Annotated in this window: 26 protein-coding genes, 1 tRNA gene and 1 other annotated feature; of the genes, 16 read left to right on the top strand and 11 right to left on the bottom strand. The window is 32.8% G+C overall.

The window, feature by feature from the left end; translation table 11 throughout:
- Positions 1 to 79: 79 nt before the first annotated feature.
- Positions 80 to 706 carry an IS607 family transposase gene (locus K6343_05755; GenBank protein ID MEF3245463.1) on the bottom strand — a complete coding sequence of 209 codons (627 nt, stop codon included), beginning with the start codon at positions 704 to 706 and terminating at the stop codon, positions 80 to 82.
- A gap of 69 nt (positions 707 to 775) precedes the next feature.
- Positions 776 to 1,135, bottom strand: a complete 360-nt coding sequence (locus tag K6343_05750) for a DUF4147 domain-containing protein (protein MEF3245462.1) — start codon at positions 1,133 to 1,135, stop codon at positions 776 to 778.
- Between the two features lie 312 nt (positions 1,136 to 1,447).
- Here K6343_05750 and K6343_05745 point away from each other — a divergent pair, with 312 nt between their 5' ends.
- The 16 genes from K6343_05745 (at position 1,448) to K6343_05670 (ending at position 16,552) form a co-directional block, all read left to right on the top strand.
- Positions 1,448 to 2,530: a redoxin family protein gene (locus K6343_05745; GenBank protein MEF3245461.1), complete on the top strand. Its 1,083-nt coding sequence runs from the start codon at positions 1,448 to 1,450 to the stop codon at positions 2,528 to 2,530.
- A gap of 9 nt (positions 2,531 to 2,539) precedes the next feature.
- On the top strand, positions 2,540 to 4,573 hold the full coding sequence (locus K6343_05740; GenBank protein MEF3245460.1) for a copper amine oxidase N-terminal domain-containing protein: 2,034 nt from the start codon (positions 2,540 to 2,542) through the stop codon (positions 4,571 to 4,573).
- A gap of 13 nt (positions 4,574 to 4,586) precedes the next feature.
- Entirely contained in the window at positions 4,587 to 5,750 is a 1,164-nt protein-coding gene (locus K6343_05735; protein MEF3245459.1) for a hypothetical protein, read from the top strand.
- Between the two features lie 37 nt (positions 5,751 to 5,787).
- Entirely contained in the window at positions 5,788 to 6,189 is a 402-nt protein-coding gene (locus K6343_05730; protein ID MEF3245458.1) for an ArsR family transcriptional regulator, read from the top strand.
- A 110-nt stretch (positions 6,190 to 6,299) separates the two neighbouring features.
- On the top strand, positions 6,300 to 6,749 hold the full coding sequence (locus tag K6343_05725; GenBank protein MEF3245457.1) for a hypothetical protein: 450 nt from the start codon (positions 6,300 to 6,302) through the stop codon (positions 6,747 to 6,749).
- Between the two features lie 427 nt (positions 6,750 to 7,176).
- The gene (gene pdxS, locus K6343_05720; protein MEF3245456.1) at positions 7,177 to 8,064 is read left to right on the top strand and encodes a pyridoxal 5'-phosphate synthase lyase subunit PdxS; all 888 of its coding nucleotides are present in this window, start codon (positions 7,177 to 7,179) and stop codon (positions 8,062 to 8,064) included.
- Between the two features lies 1 nt (position 8,065).
- On the top strand, positions 8,066 to 8,641 hold the full coding sequence (gene pdxT / locus K6343_05715; GenBank protein ID MEF3245455.1) for a pyridoxal 5'-phosphate synthase glutaminase subunit PdxT: 576 nt from the start codon (positions 8,066 to 8,068) through the stop codon (positions 8,639 to 8,641).
- A gap of 9 nt (positions 8,642 to 8,650) precedes the next feature.
- A complete protein-coding gene (locus tag K6343_05710) occupies positions 8,651 to 9,415 on the top strand; it encodes a YebC/PmpR family DNA-binding transcriptional regulator (protein ID MEF3245454.1) in 765 nt (254 codons plus the stop codon).
- Complete coding sequence (ruvC, locus tag K6343_05705) at positions 9,405 to 9,920, top strand: crossover junction endodeoxyribonuclease RuvC (protein MEF3245453.1); 516 nt, start codon at positions 9,405 to 9,407, stop codon at positions 9,918 to 9,920. Before K6343_05710 ends, ruvC begins: the two co-directional genes overlap by 11 nt.
- Entirely contained in the window at positions 9,913 to 10,467 is a 555-nt protein-coding gene (locus tag K6343_05700) for a hypothetical protein (protein ID MEF3245452.1), read from the top strand. The genes ruvC and K6343_05700 overlap by 8 nt, the downstream gene beginning before the upstream one ends.
- On the top strand, positions 10,460 to 11,419 hold the full coding sequence (ruvB, locus tag K6343_05695) for a Holliday junction branch migration DNA helicase RuvB (protein MEF3245451.1): 960 nt from the start codon (positions 10,460 to 10,462) through the stop codon (positions 11,417 to 11,419). Before K6343_05700 ends, ruvB begins: the two co-directional genes overlap by 8 nt.
- Before the next feature lie 37 nt (positions 11,420 to 11,456).
- The gene (glgC, locus tag K6343_05690) at positions 11,457 to 12,716 is read left to right on the top strand and encodes a glucose-1-phosphate adenylyltransferase (protein ID MEF3245450.1); all 1,260 of its coding nucleotides are present in this window, start codon (positions 11,457 to 11,459) and stop codon (positions 12,714 to 12,716) included.
- On the top strand, positions 12,713 to 13,321 hold the full coding sequence (locus K6343_05685; protein ID MEF3245449.1) for a DUF4912 domain-containing protein: 609 nt from the start codon (positions 12,713 to 12,715) through the stop codon (positions 13,319 to 13,321). Before glgC ends, K6343_05685 begins: the two co-directional genes overlap by 4 nt.
- Complete coding sequence (locus K6343_05680; protein MEF3245448.1) at positions 13,318 to 14,895, top strand: DUF1957 domain-containing protein; 1,578 nt, start codon at positions 13,318 to 13,320, stop codon at positions 14,893 to 14,895. The genes K6343_05685 and K6343_05680 overlap by 4 nt, the downstream gene beginning before the upstream one ends.
- A 17-nt stretch (positions 14,896 to 14,912) precedes the next feature.
- Positions 14,913 to 15,470 carry an HDIG domain-containing protein gene (locus tag K6343_05675; protein ID MEF3245447.1) on the top strand — a complete coding sequence of 186 codons (558 nt, stop codon included), beginning with the start codon at positions 14,913 to 14,915 and terminating at the stop codon, positions 15,468 to 15,470.
- On the top strand, positions 15,467 to 16,552 hold the full coding sequence (locus tag K6343_05670; GenBank protein MEF3245446.1) for a Nif3-like dinuclear metal center hexameric protein: 1,086 nt from the start codon (positions 15,467 to 15,469) through the stop codon (positions 16,550 to 16,552). Before K6343_05675 ends, K6343_05670 begins: the two co-directional genes overlap by 4 nt.
- A gap of 54 nt (positions 16,553 to 16,606) precedes the next feature.
- Here K6343_05670 and rplL read toward each other — a convergent pair whose 3' ends face one another.
- The 9 genes from rplL to tuf form a co-directional block, all read right to left on the bottom strand.
- Positions 16,607 to 16,990 (bottom strand): 50S ribosomal protein L7/L12, encoded by a 384-nt coding sequence (rplL, locus tag K6343_05665; protein MEF3245445.1) that lies wholly within the window; start codon positions 16,988 to 16,990, stop codon positions 16,607 to 16,609.
- Positions 16,991 to 17,010: 20 nt separating this feature from the next.
- The gene (gene rplJ / locus K6343_05660) at positions 17,011 to 17,556 is read right to left on the bottom strand and encodes a 50S ribosomal protein L10 (GenBank protein ID MEF3245444.1); all 546 of its coding nucleotides are present in this window, start codon (positions 17,554 to 17,556) and stop codon (positions 17,011 to 17,013) included.
- 6 nt (positions 17,557 to 17,562) lie between these two features.
- Positions 17,563 to 17,695 (bottom strand) — a sequence feature (ribosomal protein L10 leader region).
- Complete coding sequence (rplA, locus tag K6343_05655; GenBank protein MEF3245443.1) at positions 17,696 to 18,394, bottom strand: 50S ribosomal protein L1; 699 nt, start codon at positions 18,392 to 18,394, stop codon at positions 17,696 to 17,698.
- 45 nt (positions 18,395 to 18,439) lie between these two features.
- Complete coding sequence (rplK, locus tag K6343_05650; GenBank protein MEF3245442.1) at positions 18,440 to 18,874, bottom strand: 50S ribosomal protein L11; 435 nt, start codon at positions 18,872 to 18,874, stop codon at positions 18,440 to 18,442.
- Between the two features lie 11 nt (positions 18,875 to 18,885).
- Entirely contained in the window at positions 18,886 to 19,431 is a 546-nt protein-coding gene (nusG, locus tag K6343_05645; GenBank protein MEF3245441.1) for a transcription termination/antitermination protein NusG, read from the bottom strand.
- A 1-nt stretch (position 19,432) separates the two neighbouring features.
- Positions 19,433 to 19,681 (bottom strand): preprotein translocase subunit SecE, encoded by a 249-nt coding sequence (secE, locus tag K6343_05640; GenBank protein MEF3245440.1) that lies wholly within the window; start codon positions 19,679 to 19,681, stop codon positions 19,433 to 19,435.
- A gap of 6 nt (positions 19,682 to 19,687) precedes the next feature.
- Positions 19,688 to 19,763: transfer RNA gene (locus K6343_05635), tRNA-Trp, on the bottom strand.
- Positions 19,762 to 19,914: a 50S ribosomal protein L33 gene (rpmG, locus tag K6343_05630; protein ID MEF3245439.1), complete on the bottom strand. Its 153-nt coding sequence runs from the start codon at positions 19,912 to 19,914 to the stop codon at positions 19,762 to 19,764. Before rpmG ends, K6343_05635 begins: the two co-directional genes overlap by 2 nt.
- Positions 19,915 to 19,931: 17 nt before the next feature.
- On the bottom strand, positions 19,932 to 20,086 hold a 155-nt coding region (gene tuf, locus K6343_05625), incomplete at its 5' end, for an elongation factor Tu (protein ID MEF3245438.1).

The following is a 20,086-nucleotide window of genomic DNA, read 5'->3' as shown; positions in this document are numbered from 1 at the left end:
AACTACAAGTATCGTTAGAATGTTTTGCCAATGCCTGTATTTGAAAATATGGTTCAACAAAAACTTTTTATCTTTAGTATCAACAATACGGATTTCGAAGGTTCTTGTCATTCTTAAGCTCGTCCATTATTCTTTTGTTAATATGGCTTCTTTTTCCATTTAATTTGCAAGAAAAGACATGGATAATATTTAAAATATCTTCTACAAGTTCTTCTTCATCAGTTTTTTCTTCGTCTTTATTAATGACTACTATTTGAGTATTATGTAGCTTTGCAAATTCTTCAATAAGCTCATATCCAAATCTTAATAATCTATCTTTATGCAAAACAAAAATAGTATCTATCTGGTTTGTTGCGATAAGTTTCAAGAGCTCCTTTAGCCCTGGTTTGTTGTAATTTATTCCGCTTCCAATATCTTCTATTATTTTAAATTCTTTTCCTTGTTTGGCTAAAAAGAGTTCCATTAGCTCATACTGTCTTTTTAAATCATCTTTTTGGTGATTTGCACTAACTCTTACATATCCAATATTTATCCTCTTATTTGAATTTCTTTTTTGAAGAACATCGTTTAATTGTTCTTCTGAATAATATCTATGGTTACCTTTACTCCTATAAGCAGGTTTAAGTTTACCTGATTTATCCCAATCTCTTAATGTCTGAACGGTAACTCCTATCTTTTCAGCAAACTTTCCAATTGAAAACATCATAAAAATTTACCTTCTTTCTGTAATATTATAATAAAAAAGATGAGATTATAAAGATATTTTTAGAAGTATTTATAGTTTTTCCGAAACAGTTAAAGGCCTTCCTTTTATATACTTAACAACCTTATGAATAAAGTTATTTTCTTCTACCCCAACAACAATACCTTCATCTACATCAACAACTGATAAAATTGCTTCTGCCATTTTTATACTTGCTTTTCCAAAAGCAATAACTCTAACCTTTTTAAAAGCGTTTAAATCGTAGTTCTTACCATCTAAATTCAAGAAAGAACCCTCGACTTTCAAAGTATTTATTACACTTTTATAAGGATTAACAGCCTCTAAAGCCAATTCAAAACCAGTTAAAATATCTTTACGGACATTGTTTAAAGACTGATCTTTTGAATTTAAAAGGTTTTCTATTTTTATCACATAAACCTCCTATCGTACATTTATTATAATAGTCATTTTGTAATTGAAGGCAATAAAAACACATTTTTACAAAGAGTGCTTGGATATTAAACCCAGGAACTTGTTAAAAAATTCATAAACAGTTTTTAATGCTTTTAAAAGAAATTCTCAAAGTTAAATTTGTAACTTTAAAACATTTAGAAGAATAATGATTTAAGAATAAAACTAAAAAATAGTGCAAATATTTGTGAATTTAAAAACAATCTGCTTTTATTTTTCACTTAAAAGTGATAAAATAGATAAAAGATAATTTGGATAGAAAGGAGCGTAAAAATGGCAAAGTCAAAAGTTAGAAAACAAAAAGAAAAAGAAATTGAAGAAATAAAAAGAAAGCAATTTTTTATCAAAGTTTTAATTGCTTCAGTAATATTTGTATTACTATTAACAGGCTTTTTCCTAATAAGACTAAGCCAAAAAAGAGCCACAATAAGTAAATATGCAACGGTTATCAGTAAAGAGGAGGTAAGGGAAAAAACTTTGAGCCTTAAAACATTAGTAACAAACCCACGTGTGCTTACAGACCCTTTACGGTTTGCCGATAGTTTTACTGCAGAAGACCTCCAAAACGAAAATGGAAAAGTTGTTGCACACGAAGCAATTATAATAATCGACAATCCTTCTTACTATATAGATAAAGAAAATATTCCTTCAAATGCTTCTATTCTACTTATTGTTGATACTAATCTCAATGTTCTTTCTTTAACTCCATTTAACCCCACATACTTTGATTTAGGGATAGAATTTGTTAAATACTTTGAATCTTACAAGCAAAAGAATGCCGAATTAATAATTAGACAAGTAGATGGCATTAACGTAGAGAGCAGTAATACTGCGTTAGTTATTAAAAACAAAGTAAGAGAAGCCTTAAGTCTTCTTTATATTGAGAAGTTTGGATTACAAAAATTTTCTTCCTTGCAGGGAGGCGGATACATATTTGCAGAAAGAGGAGTAAAAGTTAATCCAGTTTCTTTAAAAGATGTAAACGGAGCTACGTATAGCCTTGATGAATTTAAAAATTATAAGTTAGTGATCATCGCAGGCAATCCTAATTGTGGTGCTTGTGTATCAAGTGTTTCAGAGTTGGGTAAAATCTTTAAGCAACAAGACTTATCCAATGTAAAATTTATAGTGCTTTCTTTTGGAGATACAAAAGAAGCTCTTGAGAAATTAACCAACGTTCTTCCAGAAGGAACTATTGGCGTTATTGATAGCAATAGAGAGATTGCAACGCAACTTAAATTAAATATTTCACCATACATTGCCCTTGTTGATAAAGATTTAACACTATACTTTAGAGGACCTGCAGAACCAAACAAAGATACTTTAGAGAATATAAAAGAATTTTTAACACATTAAGGAGGAGTTATGAAAAAATTATTTTCGTTAGCAACTTTATTAGTTATGCTTTTTAGTTTCATCCCTACCCTAAAAGCACAAACGTCTGTTTCTAATGTAAGTGTTAATATCAACCCAAGTTATAGGAATACTTATGCAGAATATAGAATTACTTTTACAATCAATAAGGAATTAAAAACAGGAGTTGATTATATATTTATCCAATTTCCAAAAGAGTGTTCAATTCCATGCACATCATGTGCTTATGCACATTGTGCTGGTTGTTTTAAAATTAACGGCACAAACGCATCAGGAGCAGGAATAGTAGAAAACTACAAGAATGCAATATACTTGCGTGTGCCTATGAATATCTCTGCGGGAAGCCAAGTAGAAGTATTTATTTCACAATCAGCAAACTTCAGAAATCCGTATCTTCCTGGTAAATACAAAATTGAGGTTTGGACCTCTCAAGAAGTAGAACATGTTGCCTCAAACGAATTCGATATCACTTCAACAAAGATTAGTAATCTTACTGTTTCCGTAGATCCTGAATTCACAAACTCAAAAACATCTATCTCTATAAATTTCACTACAGGCAACTTGGGTGATATTCCAAATGGAAAATTTATCTACATCAAATTTCCAAGTGAATTTACACTTCCGCAAATAGCAAAAAAAGAATTTATTTCTATAAATTCACTCGTTCCACTTGAAGCAAAAATTGATAGCACTACACTTGCTCTTGAAATTGCAAGTTCTATTGGAAGAAACAGAAATGTTACAATAAAAATTTATCCCTCTTTTGGTATCATAACACCAGAGAAAAAGGGCATCTATACTTTTAGCGTTTCAACTGATACAGAAGTTGACTTGGTAAGTGCCCAAGTTGAAATAAAAGAAAGGGATTTTGTGCGAACACTAATTCAAACAGACCCAATTGAACCTAACGGAATTAACGGTTTCTTCATCACTCCTATAACCGTAAGTCTTTTAGGCGAAACTAACACACAAGAGAAAGTAACCACATTTTACAAAGTAAACGATGGTAAATACCAGTTATATGAAAAGCCGTTTAATTTATCAGAAGGGGTCTATTATGTATCCTTTTATAGCAAAACAGATGCACTTACGGAGGATGTAAAAACTAAAATTTTCAAGATTGATCTAACTCCAGCTGTAATCTCCTTAGATTGCAATGACATTACCTATACTCCAGGATCGACTTTTGTAATTTCAGGCAAAATTTCTGAGGCATCTGAACAATCATTCCTATTCATAAACGGATTAATGGTAAATGTAAAGGATGACCTTTCATTTTCAAAAATTGTTCCATTAGAAATTGGCGAGAATAAATTTATCATTAAAGTAACTGATAAAGCTGGGAACAAAACAACTAAGGAAATAAAAATTATACTTGATACTACAATTCCTGTTTTGGATATTGAAACCCCAGTAAATTTTCAAGAATGGAAAAAAGAAGCAATCTTTGTAAAAGGTAGTGTGTCTCCTCAAAATTGTGATGTTTATGTAAATAATGAAAAAGTTCAAGTTAATGAGAATGGAGAATTTAATTTTGAATACATACCAAAAACTAATAATTCCTTACAACCTGTTAATATAGTGGCTATTTATCCATTTACAAAAACAAGTGTCGAAAAGAAACTAATCGTCTATTATACGCCATCTTCTACAAAAATTGTTTTGACAATTGGAAAAAAGGAAATCATAGTTAATAATAATTCTTACACCATGGATGTTGCGCCTTTTATTGATAAAAATAGCGGTAGAACTCTCGTGCCTATAAGATTTATTTCTGAATTTTTAGGATTTGATGTAAGTTGGGACGAAAGAACAAAAACTGTAATTATAAAAAACTCCTCTAAAACAATTTTACTTACCATAGGCAAGAAAACAGCATTAATTAATGGAGTTGAATACGAGATTGAAACCTCACCGTCAATTATTGATTCTAGAACTTTTGTTCCTCTGAGATTCATAAGTGAAGCGTTTGGTTATAAAGTAAATTGGGATGAAAAAACAAAATCAATTACGATTTTAAAATAGAATGTAAACTACTATGAAAAAGTTTTTTATACTAATCTTTGTTTTATTATTCATTTTACCATTTACAAAAGTAAACGCTAATACCAATGTAAAAATTGTATTCTTTTCTACCCCTGGATGTTCCGAGTGTGCACTTACCCGTAATTATCTTGAGAGTTTAAAAGAAGTCTATCCAAAAATAGAAATAATTGAATACTCAGTTGCAGAAAACAAGAATAAAGAACTTCTTTCTCAACTTGGTAAAAAATACGGACTTGAAGAAAATCAAATTAATGTAACCCCTGCAGTATTTATAGGCAAAAAAGCTTTTGTTCGTGAAGAGGCTTTTCACAATTTAGACAAAGTTATAGAAAATTTCAATCCAGAGGAAAACGCCTTTCTTGAAAAAGCACTCCAAGAAAATACAGAAAATTCACAACTTGTAGAGATGTTTAAGAAATTTGGGGTATTAACTGTAATTGGCGCTGGCTTAATAGACGGTTACAATCCATGTGCTATTACCGTTCTAATATTCTTCATATCACTTCTAGCCTTAAAAGGAAAGTCCAAAAAAGAAATGCTCTTAGTGGGAATCTCTTTTATACTTGGTATTGGAATCTCATATCTTATACTTGGTATTGGGCTTTTTCAAATAATTGCTAAGTGGAAATATTTTGACTTTATATCACGCTGGGTTTATCTTTGCACAGCTCTAATAACGTTTATACTTGTTGTTTTAACATTCTCAGACTACTTTAAAGCAAAAAATGGAAATACAAAAGATATGACTCTTCAACTCTCTTACGCAGAAAAAAAGTCAATCCATACGCTATTAAGAAAACGTATAACCACGATTGAGTTCTTATCTGCATTTCTTGTTGCTTTTCCTGTTTCAATTGTTGAATTCTCATGCACGGGGCAAACGTATCTACCAACAATCGTCTATATTTTTAGTATGGAAAACTCGAAAACAAAAGCACTTGTTTATCTTATCCTATATAACCTTATGTTCGTTATCCCTTTAGTAGTTATTACGCTTGTTGCTTATAAAGGTGCAACTTCAGAAAGAATTACTATTTGGTTTAGAAAAAATATTGCAACAATAAAGCTCTTTACTGGAATAATTTTTTTGCTACTTTTTACGTATCTACTCATTAAAACGCTTTCTCTTTTTGGGATAATAAACCCAATAATATAGTATTGACTTTTTTTATAACATATGCTATAATTGGCATATGATTAGATACGAAACTATATTAAAGGCCATTGCGGATGAAAAAAGATTTAAATTAATCTCTCTTATAATAAAAGAAAATAGTGAATTTTACGTATGTGAACTTACAGATGCATTAGGAGAGTCGCAGTATAACATATCCAAATATCTTAAAGAATTTAAGGTAGCAAATCTTGTTAAGATAAGGCGAGTAGGAAAAGGCATTCTTTATTCTCCTATTGAGCCTGAAGAAGATTTTTTAAAACTGCTTTTCAAAGCAATCCAATCCATTCCAGATGATTATATAAAAAAGGAACGAGAACTTCTCAAGTTGAGAGTTAACTTGAGAAAAGATAATAAATGTATTGCTAAAATTCAGAATCAAAATTGGAAAGAGGAAATTGAAAAAAATAAGACTAATTGAGTTTTCTAACTGTTTGGAAAAGAACTTTCTTTAATAAGACAACACTTTAAAGTTAACAAAAAAATAAGTCAACTAATAAAATTATGGAAAAATTAACTTAGGAGGTTAGCATGCAAGAAGAAAATGCAAAAGAAAAAAACGAAGTTACAGAAAACAAAAATTGGAACTTACTACCGTCTTGTGGCAAAGAAGCTTCCAACCTTGACATTATTTTTGCTTGCGATGGCGCTGCAAGTGTTGGACAAATTGGTAATGAAGTTGCAAAAAAGCTTACTAACATGGGGGTAGGTGCTCGTATGTGTTGCACGGCTGCAGTAGGAGCTGGATCTCCCACCCATGTAAACATAGGCAAAAATGCAAAGCGTGTCATTTTAATAAACGGTTGCTCAAACAAATGTGCCTCAAAAATTATGGAACAAAAAGGAATAAAAATTGACTACGAATACACGATAACAGAAATGAATGTTAAGAAAATTCCTACTCTTGATTTTGATGATAGCGATGTCAATAGAATTGCTAAACAAATTGCAGATGAAGTAGGATATAATAATAAGGCATAAATAAAGGACTTTGGGGGATATTGAAGAGACGTCCTCCTCAACTCCCCCAAACATAGTATATAAAAGTAAAGCATAATTTAAAGATAGGATTGTAAACTGCTGAGTAGTAGATTTTAAAAATTCAATATATTTACAATAGATCTTGAGGTATCTAAGTAAGATCACTTAATAAAAAGTTTTGTATTAATCAATTAAGATTTAAGATATCTTTAAAAGTTCATGATTAATTTAACAAGAATAAACTTTTTCTTAAAATTTTATCATTTAAAAAAGTGTAAAGATCCTAATAAAAGCACTTTCAGATGATGAAAATAAAATTTTAAAGAGTTAAAAGGAATTCACTATTCTAATGAATTACATGCAACAATAAATTGTATTGATTTTTTACAAAAAAAATATACAATATAAAGGTTAGGGAGGTATAAAAATGGTGAGGATTTTTGGGAGTACCCAACTGAAAAGAGGTCTTGCTCAAATGCTAAAAGGCGGGGTAATAATGGATGTTACCTCCGTTGAGCAAGCAAAAATCGCTGAAGCCGCTGGTGCAGTGGCTGTAATGGCATTAGAGAAAATCCCCGCAGATATAAGAGCACAAGGTGGGGTTGCAAGAATGGCAGACCCAGCACTTGTTAAGCAAATAATGAAAGCAGTTTCAATACCTGTTATGGCAAAAGTGAGAATTGGTCATTTCGTTGAGGCACAAATACTTGAAGCACTGGAAATTGACTTCATAGACGAAAGCGAGGTGCTCACACCAGCAGACGAAACACACCATATTGACAAATGGAACTTCAAGATCCCATTTGTATGTGGTGCAAGGAACTTAGGAGAGGCCTTAAGAAGAATCTCAGAAGGAGCCTCAATGATAAGAACTAAAGGTGAGCCAGGAACAGGAAATATTGTTGAAGCAGTTAGACATATGAGATTAGTAATGGATGAAATTAGAAAAATTCAAAATATGAGCGAAGAAGAACTTTACGTAGAAGCAAAAGAAATAGGTGCCCCAATTGAACTTGTTAGGGAAGTAAAACAACTTGGAAGATTACCTGTAGTTAACTTTGCTGCAGGTGGAATTGCAACTCCTGCTGATGCAGCCCTTATGATGCAGTTAGGTGCTGATGGTGTATTTGTTGGTTCTGGAATATTTAAATCATCCAATCCAAGAAAAAGAGCCGAAGCGATTGTAGCAGCAACAACGTATTTTGATGATCCAAAAATTCTTGTAAAAGTTTCAGAAGATCTTGGAGAAGAAATGAAAGGTTTAGACATTAGAGATCTTTCGGAAAAAGATTTAATGCAGGTAAGGAGTGAATAACATGAAAATAGGAGTTTTAGCTTTACAAGGAGCAGTATCAGAACATATAAGTATGCTTAAAACCCTTGGGGTTGATGCAATTCCTGTAAAAAGTAAAAAAGATTTTGATAACATTGACGGCTTGATTATACCTGGTGGCGAAAGCACCACTATGGGAAGGATTATAACAAAGTTTAGTCTTGATGAAGTTTTAAAGGAAAAAATTGAAAATGGACTTCCCGTATATGGAACATGTGCTGGGATGATACTTTTAGCTAAAAGAATTGAAAATTACGAGCAGCCTTCATTAGATGTTTTAGATATAACAGTTGTAAGAAATGCCTTCGGAAGACAAACAGATAGTATGGAGATCGACTTAGAGGTAAAAGATTTAGACACTCCTTTCCATGCAATCTTTATAAGAGCCCCTGTTGCAAAAGATCTTGGAAAGGATGTGATTTCTCTTGCAGAAGTTGAAGAAGGTGCAGTGTTTGTTAGGCAAAATAATATTTTTGCATCGGCCTTTCATCCAGAGTTAGGAAAAGATCCAAGAATACACAAAATGTTTATAGAATACATTAACAAATCTAAAATTTAGGAGGTAACAATGTCAGGACATTCTAAATGGCATAATATTCAGGCAAGAAAAAGTGTTCAAGATGCTAAGAGAGGTAGATTATTCACAAAATTAACCAAGGAAATCATTATTGCAGCAAGAGCTGGTGGGGGAAACCCTGATACCAATGCAAGATTGAGAAATGCAATTGAAAAGGCAAAAAGCCTTGGTATGCCGATGGACAACATCAAAAAGGCGATCATGAGAGGAACTGGAGAACTTCCTGGTGTTTCATACGAAGAATATACCTACGAAGCATACGGGCCAGGGGGGACTGCCTTTATAATTAAAATTTCAACAGACAATAAAAACAGAACAATTGCAGAACTAAGAAAAATCTTCTCTAACTACGGTGGAGGACTTGCAGAAAATGGCGCTGTATCATGGAACTTTGAAACAAAAGGGCAAATAGAATTGGAAGATGCCCAAGGTTTAAGTTTTGATGATCTTTTTATGGTCATAGCTGACGTAGGAGCAGAAGACCTTAAAGAAGAAGATGGTGCCTTTACCATTTATACAGCAGCACAGGAACTTGACAAAGTGCAAACTGCGCTTGAAGAAAAAGGGTTCAAGATAAAAGAAGCAGGACTTGTTATGGTCCCAAAAACTCTTGTAAAAGTAACCGGAGACGATGCAATAAGAGTAGTCAAATTATCAGATGAGCTCGAAAACCACGACGACGTGCAAGACTACTTTACAAATTACGATATTGACGAAGAAGAACTTAAAGAAATAGCTGAAAAAATTGGCTCATAGAGATACTCCTTTTTCGGTCATTGGCATCGACCCAGGTATTGCAACAACAGGCTTTGCAATTCTTAAAAAAGATAAGGATAACATTACAGTATTAAAATACGGAACAATTGAGACTACTAAAGGTACTCATTTAGGTGAGCGCCTTAAGATTATTTACTTATCTATTAAAAATATTTTAGAGGAATACCCTATTGATTTTGTTGCAATAGAAAAAATATTTTTTAATACAAACCTAAAAACGGTTGTAAGTGTTAGTGAAGCAAGAGGAATTATTCTTTTAGCCGCAGAAGAATACGGTAAAAAAGTTTACGAGTATACACCGCTTGAAGCTAAGAAAAATATTTTAGGTAATGGTAGAGCAACCAAACAGGAGATACAAATATCCTTAAAACAAATCCTAAACTTAGAAAAGATTCCAAAACCTGATGATGCAGCAGATGCAATTGCAATTGCATTATGCCACATTTATTCTTATAATTATCTTGTAGAGGCAGAAGATGATTAGACTTCTTAAAGGCACAATAATGGAAAAAGGGGACAGTTCAATTATTTTGGAAGTAAACAATATTGGATTTGAAATATTTGTTAACGATGTAGATAAATACGTAATTGGAAAAACTTACACACTTTACATTTTCGAAGATATAAAAGAGAAAGAATTTAATCTTTTTGGGTTTGTAAGCAAAGAGGAATTTGATTTGTTTTCACTCATTGTTGAAAAAATTAAAGGTGTAGGAGTTAAAACTGCAATTAGCATTTTCCACTATATGAATATCGAAGAAATTAAAAAATCCATAAAAGAAAGTGACTATAAACCTTTTCTAAAAGTAAAAGGACTTGGAGAAAAAACAGCAAAAAGAATAGTTTTAGAGCTAAGTGGTGCCCTAAAAGATGAAAGTCCACTGGATGAAAAATTAAAAACAGTTTATGATTCGCTTGTATCTCTTGGTTTTGAAAAAGAAAAGATAAAAGATGTTCTTAAAATTATAGATGCAAATCGGTCTATAGAAGATATTACAAAAGAGGCAATTAAAAAGCTGACAAATGCATAAGAATATTAGACCAAAATCCTTAGAGGAATTTATAGGGCAAGATAAAATAATCAATAGTTTAAAAATAGCGATACAGGCATCGAAAACAAGGGACGACCATTTGGACCATATCCTCTTTTATGGACCACCTGGTTTAGGCAAAACTACACTTGCTAAAATTATTGCAGATGAGATTGGTGTATCTCTTAAATATACAACAGGACCATCAATTGAAAAAGTAGGTGACCTTGCTGGTATTCTTGTAAACATGACCCCAAATGATATACTCTTCATTGATGAGATTCATAGAATTCCAAAACCTGTAGAAGAAGTTTTATACTCTGCAATGGAAGATTTTAAATTACCAATTGTATCAGGATCAAAAAGAAGTGCCCATACAATCACAATTAACTTGCAACCTTTTACATTAATAGGGGCAACAACACGTTTTGGAATGCTTTCCCCACCATTAAGAGATCGATTTGGGATTATTTTCCATCTTGAACTTTATTCAGAGGAAGAAATTAAAAAAATAGTTTTAAGAGCATCTTCCATACTTGAAATTGATATAGATGAAGAAAGTGCCTATGAAATAGGTTTAAGAGCAAGAGGAACTCCAAGAATTGCAATACAACTTTTAAAAAGGGTAAGAGACTTTTCACTAACACAAGGTAACAAAAAAATTGATAAAGAAATAACACTCAAGGCGTTCGAAAGCCTTAATATAGATAAAAACGGCCTAAATGAAATAGATAGAAAGTATTTAAAAACTCTATTTAAAAATTTTAACAGTGGACCCGCAGGAATAGAAGCAATCGCAACTTCAATGGGAGAAGATAAAGGCACAATAGAAGAAATCGTGGAGCCATACCTTATAAAGATCAACTTCATTGTTCGAACACCAAAAGGGAGAATGCTAACGCAATCCGCAAAAGAATACCTCAACATAAAAGAAAAAGATACACTATTTTAAAAAAGTAATTATAATTAATAATTAAAAAGGGGTATATATGCAAATAGAAAAAGATGTTTTTGCGTATGTTCTTGCAGGTGGAAAAGGGGAAAGGCTTTATCCTCTTACAAAGAAAAGAGCAAAACCTGCTGTGCCTTTTGGTGGAAAATTCAGAATAATTGATTTTGTTCTAAGTAATTGCGTAAACTCAGGAATTAAAAGAATTGCTGTCGCAACACAATACAAAGCCTGGTCATTGAGAAGACACATTGCCCTCGGGTGGAATTTTCTTAACGTCCGTTTTAATGAGTACATAGTTGATGTCCCTCCCCAACAAATTGCAGGAGAAAAATGGTATTTGGGAACGGGAGATGCGGTTTTTCAAAATCTTTACTTTATTGAGCAAGAAAAACCAAAAATTGTTTTAGTGCTTTCTTCAGACCATATATACAAAATGGATTATAGAGATCTCATTAAAACACACATTGAAAACAATGCGGATATAACGCTCTCAGCCTTGGTGATAGACAAAGAACTATCAAGTAGCTTTGGGATAATTGAAGCAAATTCAAACGGAAAAATAACCAACTTTAAAGAAAAACCAAAAGATCCACCAGTGCTAAAGGACAACCCTAACAAATGCCTTGCCTCAATGGGCATTTATGTTTTTAAACCAGAAGTTCTTGTAGAACTACTCATACACGATGCAGAAGTTAAAACATCTTCACATGATTTTGGGAAAGACATAATTCCATATGCAATACATCATGGTTACAACGTATACGCGCACAAATTTATTAACAAAGATGGTAGTTTTGGTTATTGGCAAGATGTTGGAACTATAAATGCTTTTTATCTTGCAAATATGGATATCCTTTCGGCGAATCCTAAAATTGATTTGTTTGATAGAAGCTGGCCAATTTACACTAATTCTAGACAATTTCCTCCTTGTAAAATCACAGAAGCGTATGAGAATGGAGAACTTATTGAAAGTAAAGTCGAGAATTCAATAATAGGTGAAGGTTCAATTATAAGTGGTGCTCAGGTAAAAAACTCCGTATTGTTCTATAATGTAAAAGTAAAAGCAGGAAGCGAAATAGAAGATTCTATTATTTTCCCAGGAGTTCGAATTGGCAAGAATGTAAAGATTAAAAAAGCAATAATCGACAAAAATGTAAATATTCCTGACAATATAAAAATTGGCTATAATCCTGACTTTGATAAAAAATACTTCTACGTTACACAAACAAATATTGTCGTTATCGAAAGGGATTTTACTTTTTCCAAAAAATTTTATGGAGAGGAGAGTAATGTATGAAAAAAACTGAAAACTTAAATAAACTAACAAGAAAAGAACTTTTAAATCTTGCAAAAGTTTTAGGTATTAAGAAAAGAACTAATATGAAAAAAGAGGAATTAATTAAAGCTATTAAAAATACAAGAAAAGCAATTGAAGAAATTAAAAAATTAGAAGACGAACTTAAAAAGAAAGTTAAAAAAACAAATGAAGAGCATATCATTGCTCTTGCAAAAGAACCGGAATACGTATTTGTAAACTGGGAAACAGAAAAAGTTGGCGAAGGAGTAATTAGAGTTTTAGAAAATGATATTGAAAAATTTTCTATTCCCGTTAATTTAAAAGAGGGGAAAAGCTACTTTAAGGTAGAAGAAGACAAAGAAGTGAAGGTAGAATTAGGAATAATAGATAAAAAAGGAAAATTTGAAAAGTTATTAGACTCAAACAAAGTATTAGTTCCAACTTCTAAACAAACTTTTGGAACATCCACTTTTAAAAACTTGGCTTCTCTTAAAAAGGCAAGAGAAGGAAAAATTAAGCAAGAAGAGATGAACAAATATATAGAACAAGAAGAAAAAACAAGAAAAGAGTTAAAATACCTAAGGTTCGGGAAGGAAGAGAAATGAAAGGCTATCTTGCGATAGTTTTGCATACACACTTACCTTTTGTAAAACATCCAGAAGAAGAATTTTTTATGGAGGAAAACTGGCTTTACGAAGCTATCGTTGAAAGCTACCTTCCTTTGCTTTATAACTTCTATAAATTAAGAGACGAAGGAGTTAATTTTCATCTTACGATGTCTCTAACGCCTCCTCTTACAAATATGCTCCTTGACAAACTATTAATGCTTAGATTTGAAAGATTTGTAAACTTAAGAATTAATCTAATTAAAGACCTTTTGAAGGAAAAAAACGGAAAAGAAAAAGAAAACTTACTTTTTTATAAGGATAGATTTGAAATCCTATACAATTTCTATAAGAACACTCTTAAAGGAAATGTCCTAAATGGCTTTAAGGAACTACAAGACCAAGGATTTTTAGAAATTATTACCTGCACTGCAACTCATGAGATTCTTCCCCTTGAAGTGCACGATAAAATCAAAGAAGTGCAAGTAGAAGTTGGTATTTTAAACTACAAAAACATATTTGGGAAAAACCCAAAAGGTATTTGGCTTGGTGAATGTGCATATGCCCCACCTGTAGATGAAATTCTTGCAAAATATGGAATAGAATACACCATTCTTGATGCGCATGGACTAATTTTTGCAAAACCAAAGGCATTCTATGGGATATCAGCACCAATTGTAAGCAAATCAACTGTTGCATTTTTTGGAAGAGACCCCGAGGCATCAAAACAAGTTTGGAGTGCGCAGGAAGGATACCCAGGAGATTTTAACTACAGAGAATTTTACAAAGATATAGTCTATGATATAAATGAAAAATTAGTGAAAAAATACATACACCCTGATTTATTGAGATTTGATTCAGGAATAAAAATTCATAAAATCACGGGAAAAGTCAGACTTCATGAAAAAGAATTATACGATAGAAAAAAAGCAATGGAAATGGTTGAGATCCATGCAGGAAACTACATGTTTAACAGAGAAAAACAAATTGAATATCTTTCTAGCATTATGGACAGAAAACCTATTATCGTTGCACCGTTTGATACCGAGCTTTTCGGTCATTGGTGGTTTGAAGGTCCAGAGTTTTTAAGTGAACTCTTTAGAAAAATTGATAAATACTCATCTGTAATAAAAACAACAACACTGTCAAAATATCTTGAGGAATATGATACCTACCAAGTTGCTGAACCAGCCATATCTTCTTGGGGAGATGGAGGATATTTCAAGGTTTGGTTGAATGACAATAACGATTGGATATACTCAAATCTGTACATAATCGGAAAAAAGATGATTGAGATTGCAAATAAAATTGACAAACCTAAAAATGATCTACAAAGAAGGGCTTTAAATATGCTTGCAAGAGAACTACTTCTTGCGGAAAGTTCAGATTGGGCGTTTCTTATTACAGTTGGGACTGCAATAAACTACGCAACTGAAAGAGAAAATTTTCATATTAACGCATTTAACAAACTTTACAATGAAATTGTTAATGACAACATAGACGAACAATTTTTAACATTCCTTGAAAATAGAGACAGTATTTTTAATTTCTTAGATTATACAATTTTTAGATAGGGGGTTTACAGAATAACATGCTTACAAGAGAGGAAAGTTTTAAATTGCTTAAAGAGCACGTACACGATGAGAATCTCATAAAACACATGCTTGCAACTGAAGCTATTATGAGAGCCTTGGCAAAAAAGTTTAACGAAGATGAAGATAAATGGGGCATTGCTGGATTATTGCACGACATTGATTACGAGCAAACAAAGGATAACCCAGAATTACATAGTAAAATTGGAGCAGAAACCCTTAAGAATCTTGGTTTTGAGGAAGATATAGTCCACGCTGTGCTTGCACACAATGAAAGACATGGAGTTGAAAGAATTAGTCTCCTTGATAAAGCCTTATGGGTAAGCGATCCTATTACAGGTTTTATCATAGCAGTAGCATTAGTTCGCCCAGACAAAAAATTGGCCTCAGTTGAATTAAGCTCAATGAAGAAAAAATTCAAAGAGAAAAGTTTTGCAGCTGGTGCAGATAGAGAGCAGATAAAAGCATGTGAAAATGAATTAGGGATCTCGCTAGATGAATTCTTCATACTTTCTCTTGAAGCTTTAAAAGGCATAAGCGTAGATTTGGGGTTATGAAGCTTAAAGAATTATATTCTATATTGAATGAAATAGCGCCGTTTTTCCTCCAGGAGGAATACGACAATTCTGGTTTACAGTTTGGAGACTGGGATTCTGAGATAACGAAGATACTTTTGGCAACCGATCTAACACAAGACACAGTTTTAGAAGCAAAAGAAAATCTTGCTAATACAATGATTACCCATCACCCCGTCATGTTTAAACCAATAAAATCAATTGAAAAAAAGAAAAACCCAGCTTTATTTGAGGCTATTACCAACAGTATAAACATTATTAGTTTTCACACAAATTTTGATTTGGCAGAAGAAGGTCTCAACGACTATTTTTTAAAAATTCTTGGTCTTAAAAAAATTAAACCCATCATTGAAAGTAAGGAAAACGTTTATAAAATCGTTACCTTTGTGCCTGAAGAATACGTAGAAAATGTTAGAAACGCTTTATTTGAGGCAAATTGCGGGCACATAGGAAAATACGACAGGTGTTCCTTTGTTAGTAAGGGATTAGGCACTTTTCGACCACTTGAAGGCACCAATCCATTTATAGGAACCCAAAACAAAGAAGAACATGTAAATGAATTTAAGGTAGAGGTTGTCGTAAGAGAAAGAGACCTAAATAAGGCACTTACTGAATTAAAAAATGCCCATCCATACGAAGAGCCTGCGATAGATGTATTCAAAACTATTTTTCATAAGAACTACGGGATTGGAGCAATTTCAATTATAGATCGACCAATTCATTTAAAAGAATTTATAGAAACGTTTAAACGCCTTACATACACAAAATACGTAAGAGTAATAGGAGATATAAATAAAGAAATTAATAAGATTGCAGTATGCACAGGTGGATGTAGTTCTCTTATAGATTCAATCCCAGAAGATGTTGACTTATTTATAACAGGAGATATTAATTACCATACTGCTATTAATATTTTAGAAAAAGGCATTACAACTTTAGATGTAGAGCACTTTGAAACTGAAAAATTCTTTAAAGAGGCATTAAAAGAAAAACTCGACCAATGCAATTTAACAATTGATGTTATACTATCCAAAAAAGAAAAATCTCCTTTTTTACTATTTTAAACTTATAAAGGCCCAAGATAACTGGGCCTCTATAAGTTAATCTTTAAAAAACAACTACTTTAACTCGATCTTTGCTCCTGCTTCTTCGAACTTCTTCTTTAATTCTTCTGCATCTTTCTTTGGAAGAGCTTCTTTAATCTTCTGTGGCTCTTTTTCTGCTGCTTCAACTAGATCCTTTGACTCTTTAAGCCCTAATCCAAGATTCTCTCTTACAATTTTAATAACATTGATCTTCTTTTGGGCGTCAAAACCAACAAGAACTACATCAAATTCTGTCTTTTCTTCTTGTGCTGCTTGTGGAGCTGCCCCACCCATTGGCATTGCTGCCATTGGAACTGCTGCTGTTACACCAAACTTCTCTTCGAGAGCTTTTACTAACTCTGAAAGCTCTAATACACTCATTTTTTCAATTGCTTCAATAATTTCTTCTTTAGTCATGGTAAACCTCCTAAAATAATTTATGCTGCTAAACTTTCTTTTTTATCTTTAATTTGGTTTAAAACAGTAACCAAATCTCTCTCTGGTTTTGAAAGCACTGTTACAAGTCTTTGAATTGGTGAATTTATAAGATAGAGTAATTTTCCAACAATAACAGGTTTTGGTGGAAGTTTTGAAAGCTCAACAAGTTCTTTACCTGCAAGATACTTACCTTCAACAAAACCTCCTTTTAATTCAAAAAGTGGAGTCTCATCTGCCGCTTTTGCTTCTACAAATTTCTTTGCAAGTTCAGTTGAATCAATAGAAGAAATAACAAGAGCGACATTACCCTTGAAGACATTGTCGCCAACAGAAATACCCAATTCTTTGCATGCAAGCTTTAAAAGATTGTTTTTAACAACTCTATAGTAAATATAGGCTTCACCACTTTTAAAGCTCTTTCTTAGAGAAGCAATTTCATTTGCCTTAATACTTTTAAAATCAACAAACATTACGGTAGCGCTATTAATTTTTGCAAGCTGCTCTTTAATTTCATCAAGGATCTTTCTTTTTTCCTCGCGCTTCATAAAGCCTCCTTCAAATTAAAAACCCGGTTGATTGCCAACCGGGGTAAAGAGGTAACATGCAACTTTCTTTTTAACCTCGGTTGGCAAATTTAAGGGATTAAATCCCACCAACTGTCTTTGGTTTATTTATTAAAAATAACTAAGCCTTCAAAAGCTCGTTTACATTCACCTTAATTGCAGGTGACATTGTAAGTGAAAGGTAAACCTTCTTAATAAACTGGCCACGAACTGAAGCAGGTCTAGATTTAACAACTGCGGAATTAAAAGCTAACAAATTTTCTTTCAATTGGTCAGGAGTAAAAGACGATTTTCCAATCACCGAATGTAATACTCCTGTTTTATCAACCCTAAATTCAATTTTACCGGCCTTAAACTCTTTTACAGCATTGTAGATATCCATCGTTACAGTGCCAGATTTTGGACTTGGCATAAGTTTCCTTGGACCTAATATTTTAGCAATTCTTCCGAGTGGTCTCATCATATCGGGGGTAGCAAGTGCAACATCAAAATCCAAAAAACCTTCTTTTTCAATTTTCTGGATTAGATCTTCCCCACCTACATAATCAGCATTAGCATCTTTAGCCTCTTGAGCCTTATCGGCTGTTGCAAAAACAAGCACTCTTACACTTTTACCAGTGCCATGAGGAAGGGTAATAACTCCTCTAATGTTCTGATCAGCTTGTTTAGGATCAACATTCAATGCATAGGTAACTTCAACAGTTTCATCGAATTTTGCACTTTTTAAATTTACCACAGTATTAATTGCTTCATCAATGGAATAAGCCTTTGCTTTGTCAACTTTCTTCAATAACTCTAAATACCTTTTTCCTCTTTTCACGTAAACCTCCTTGTGGTTAACGACCTAAGTCTCCCACAAACCTTCCTATCCTTCAATTACGGTAACACCCATATTTTTTGCAGTGCCTTCTATTATTCGTGCTGCTGCATTGAGATCTGTGGTGTTAAGGTCTTTAAGTTTTAATTTTGCAATTTCCAATAATTGCGACCTTTTTATAGTGCCAACTTTCTTCTTATTAGGTTCTGACGAACCTTTCTCAATCTTAATAGCCTTTTTGATTAAAAAGGAAGCAGGTGGAGTTTTAAGGACAAAATCGAAACTTTTGTCCTCATACACATTTATTATAACAGGAATAACATTGCCCTCCATTGACTGCGTTGCTGCATTAAACCTTTTACAAAAATCCATTATGTTTATTCCCTTAGGACCTAATGCAGTGCCTACAGGAGGTGCTGGTGTTGCCTTACCTGCTTCAAGCTGAAGTTTTGCAATACCTATTAACTTTTTTTTCTTTGCCATACAAACTCACCTCATACTTTCTGAATATGTTCGCTTTGCAATTCGACAGGCATTTCTCTTCCAAACATTTTTAAAACAACTCTTGCAATGCCTTTGGATTCATCAATTGATTCAACAACACCTTCCATATCTTTGAAAGGTCCTACTAAAATCTTTACTCTATCATTTACGTCAAAATGGAGTTTTTCCTTTGCTCTTTCTTCAGTTACCCTTTCTTTTACAATTTTTTCAATTTCTTCTTCAGAAATAGGAGTAGGCTTACCTGTAGGACCTACAAAACCCAAAACGCCAGGTGTATTTCTTACAACATACCAAGATTCATCTGTTAAAATCATCTTTACAAATATATAACCAGGAAAAACTTTAACAGGTTTAATTTTTCTTTTGCCCCTCTTATCGATAAAGCTATAGTAATCAGAAGGCAGAAGAATTTCTAAAATTTTATCCTCTAAACCATATCCACGAATACGGTTTTTCAGTTCCTCAATAACCTTCTGCTCTTTTCCAGAGTAAGTATGCACAAGATACCAATGAGGAACTTTAACATTTTCATCCATATTATTTCAAAATTAACCTCAAAAGTTGTGCAAAACCAAAATCCCACATTCCGATATATGCTGTCCAGAAAACAAGAAAACCAATTACAACGATAGAATCCTGTAGAAGTTCTTTTCTAGTAGGCCATTTAACCTTATGCCTTAATTCAACCCATACACCCTTTAAAAAATCTTTAAAAGAGGTTTTTGGAAGTTTTATTGTTGTCGGTGTAGTTGTTTTAACTGTTTTAACGTTTGCCTTGTCTTTCATTTCTACTGGCAGGCCCGGAGGGAATCGAACCCCCAACCTACGGTTTTGGAGACCGTTGCTCTACCAATTGAGCTACGAGCCTATGCCTTTACCTCCTTATGTAAAGTATGTTTTTTACAAAACTTACAATACTTTTTCAATTGTAATTTTTCCTTGTTTTCTTTCTTATTTATTGTAGTTGCGTAATTCCTTCTTTTACATTCTGTGCACTCAAGTAAGATAATATCTCTCATTGTTATCAAAACCCTCTCTATTCAATAACCTTTGTAATAACTCCAGCACCTACTGTTCTTCCACCTTCACGGATAGCAAATCTCTGGGTTTCTTCAAGAGCAACTGGGTATATGAGTTCAACTGTCATGTCTACGTTATCACCTGGCATTGCCATCTGGACTCCTTCTGGAA

The organism is Caldisericaceae bacterium, from assembly GCA_036574215.1.
Classification (GTDB): Bacteria; Caldisericota; Caldisericia; order Caldisericales; family Caldisericaceae; genus Caldisericum.
Note: the sequence above shows the minus strand (reverse complement) of the source record. Positions and strands in the feature narration are given on the sequence as shown.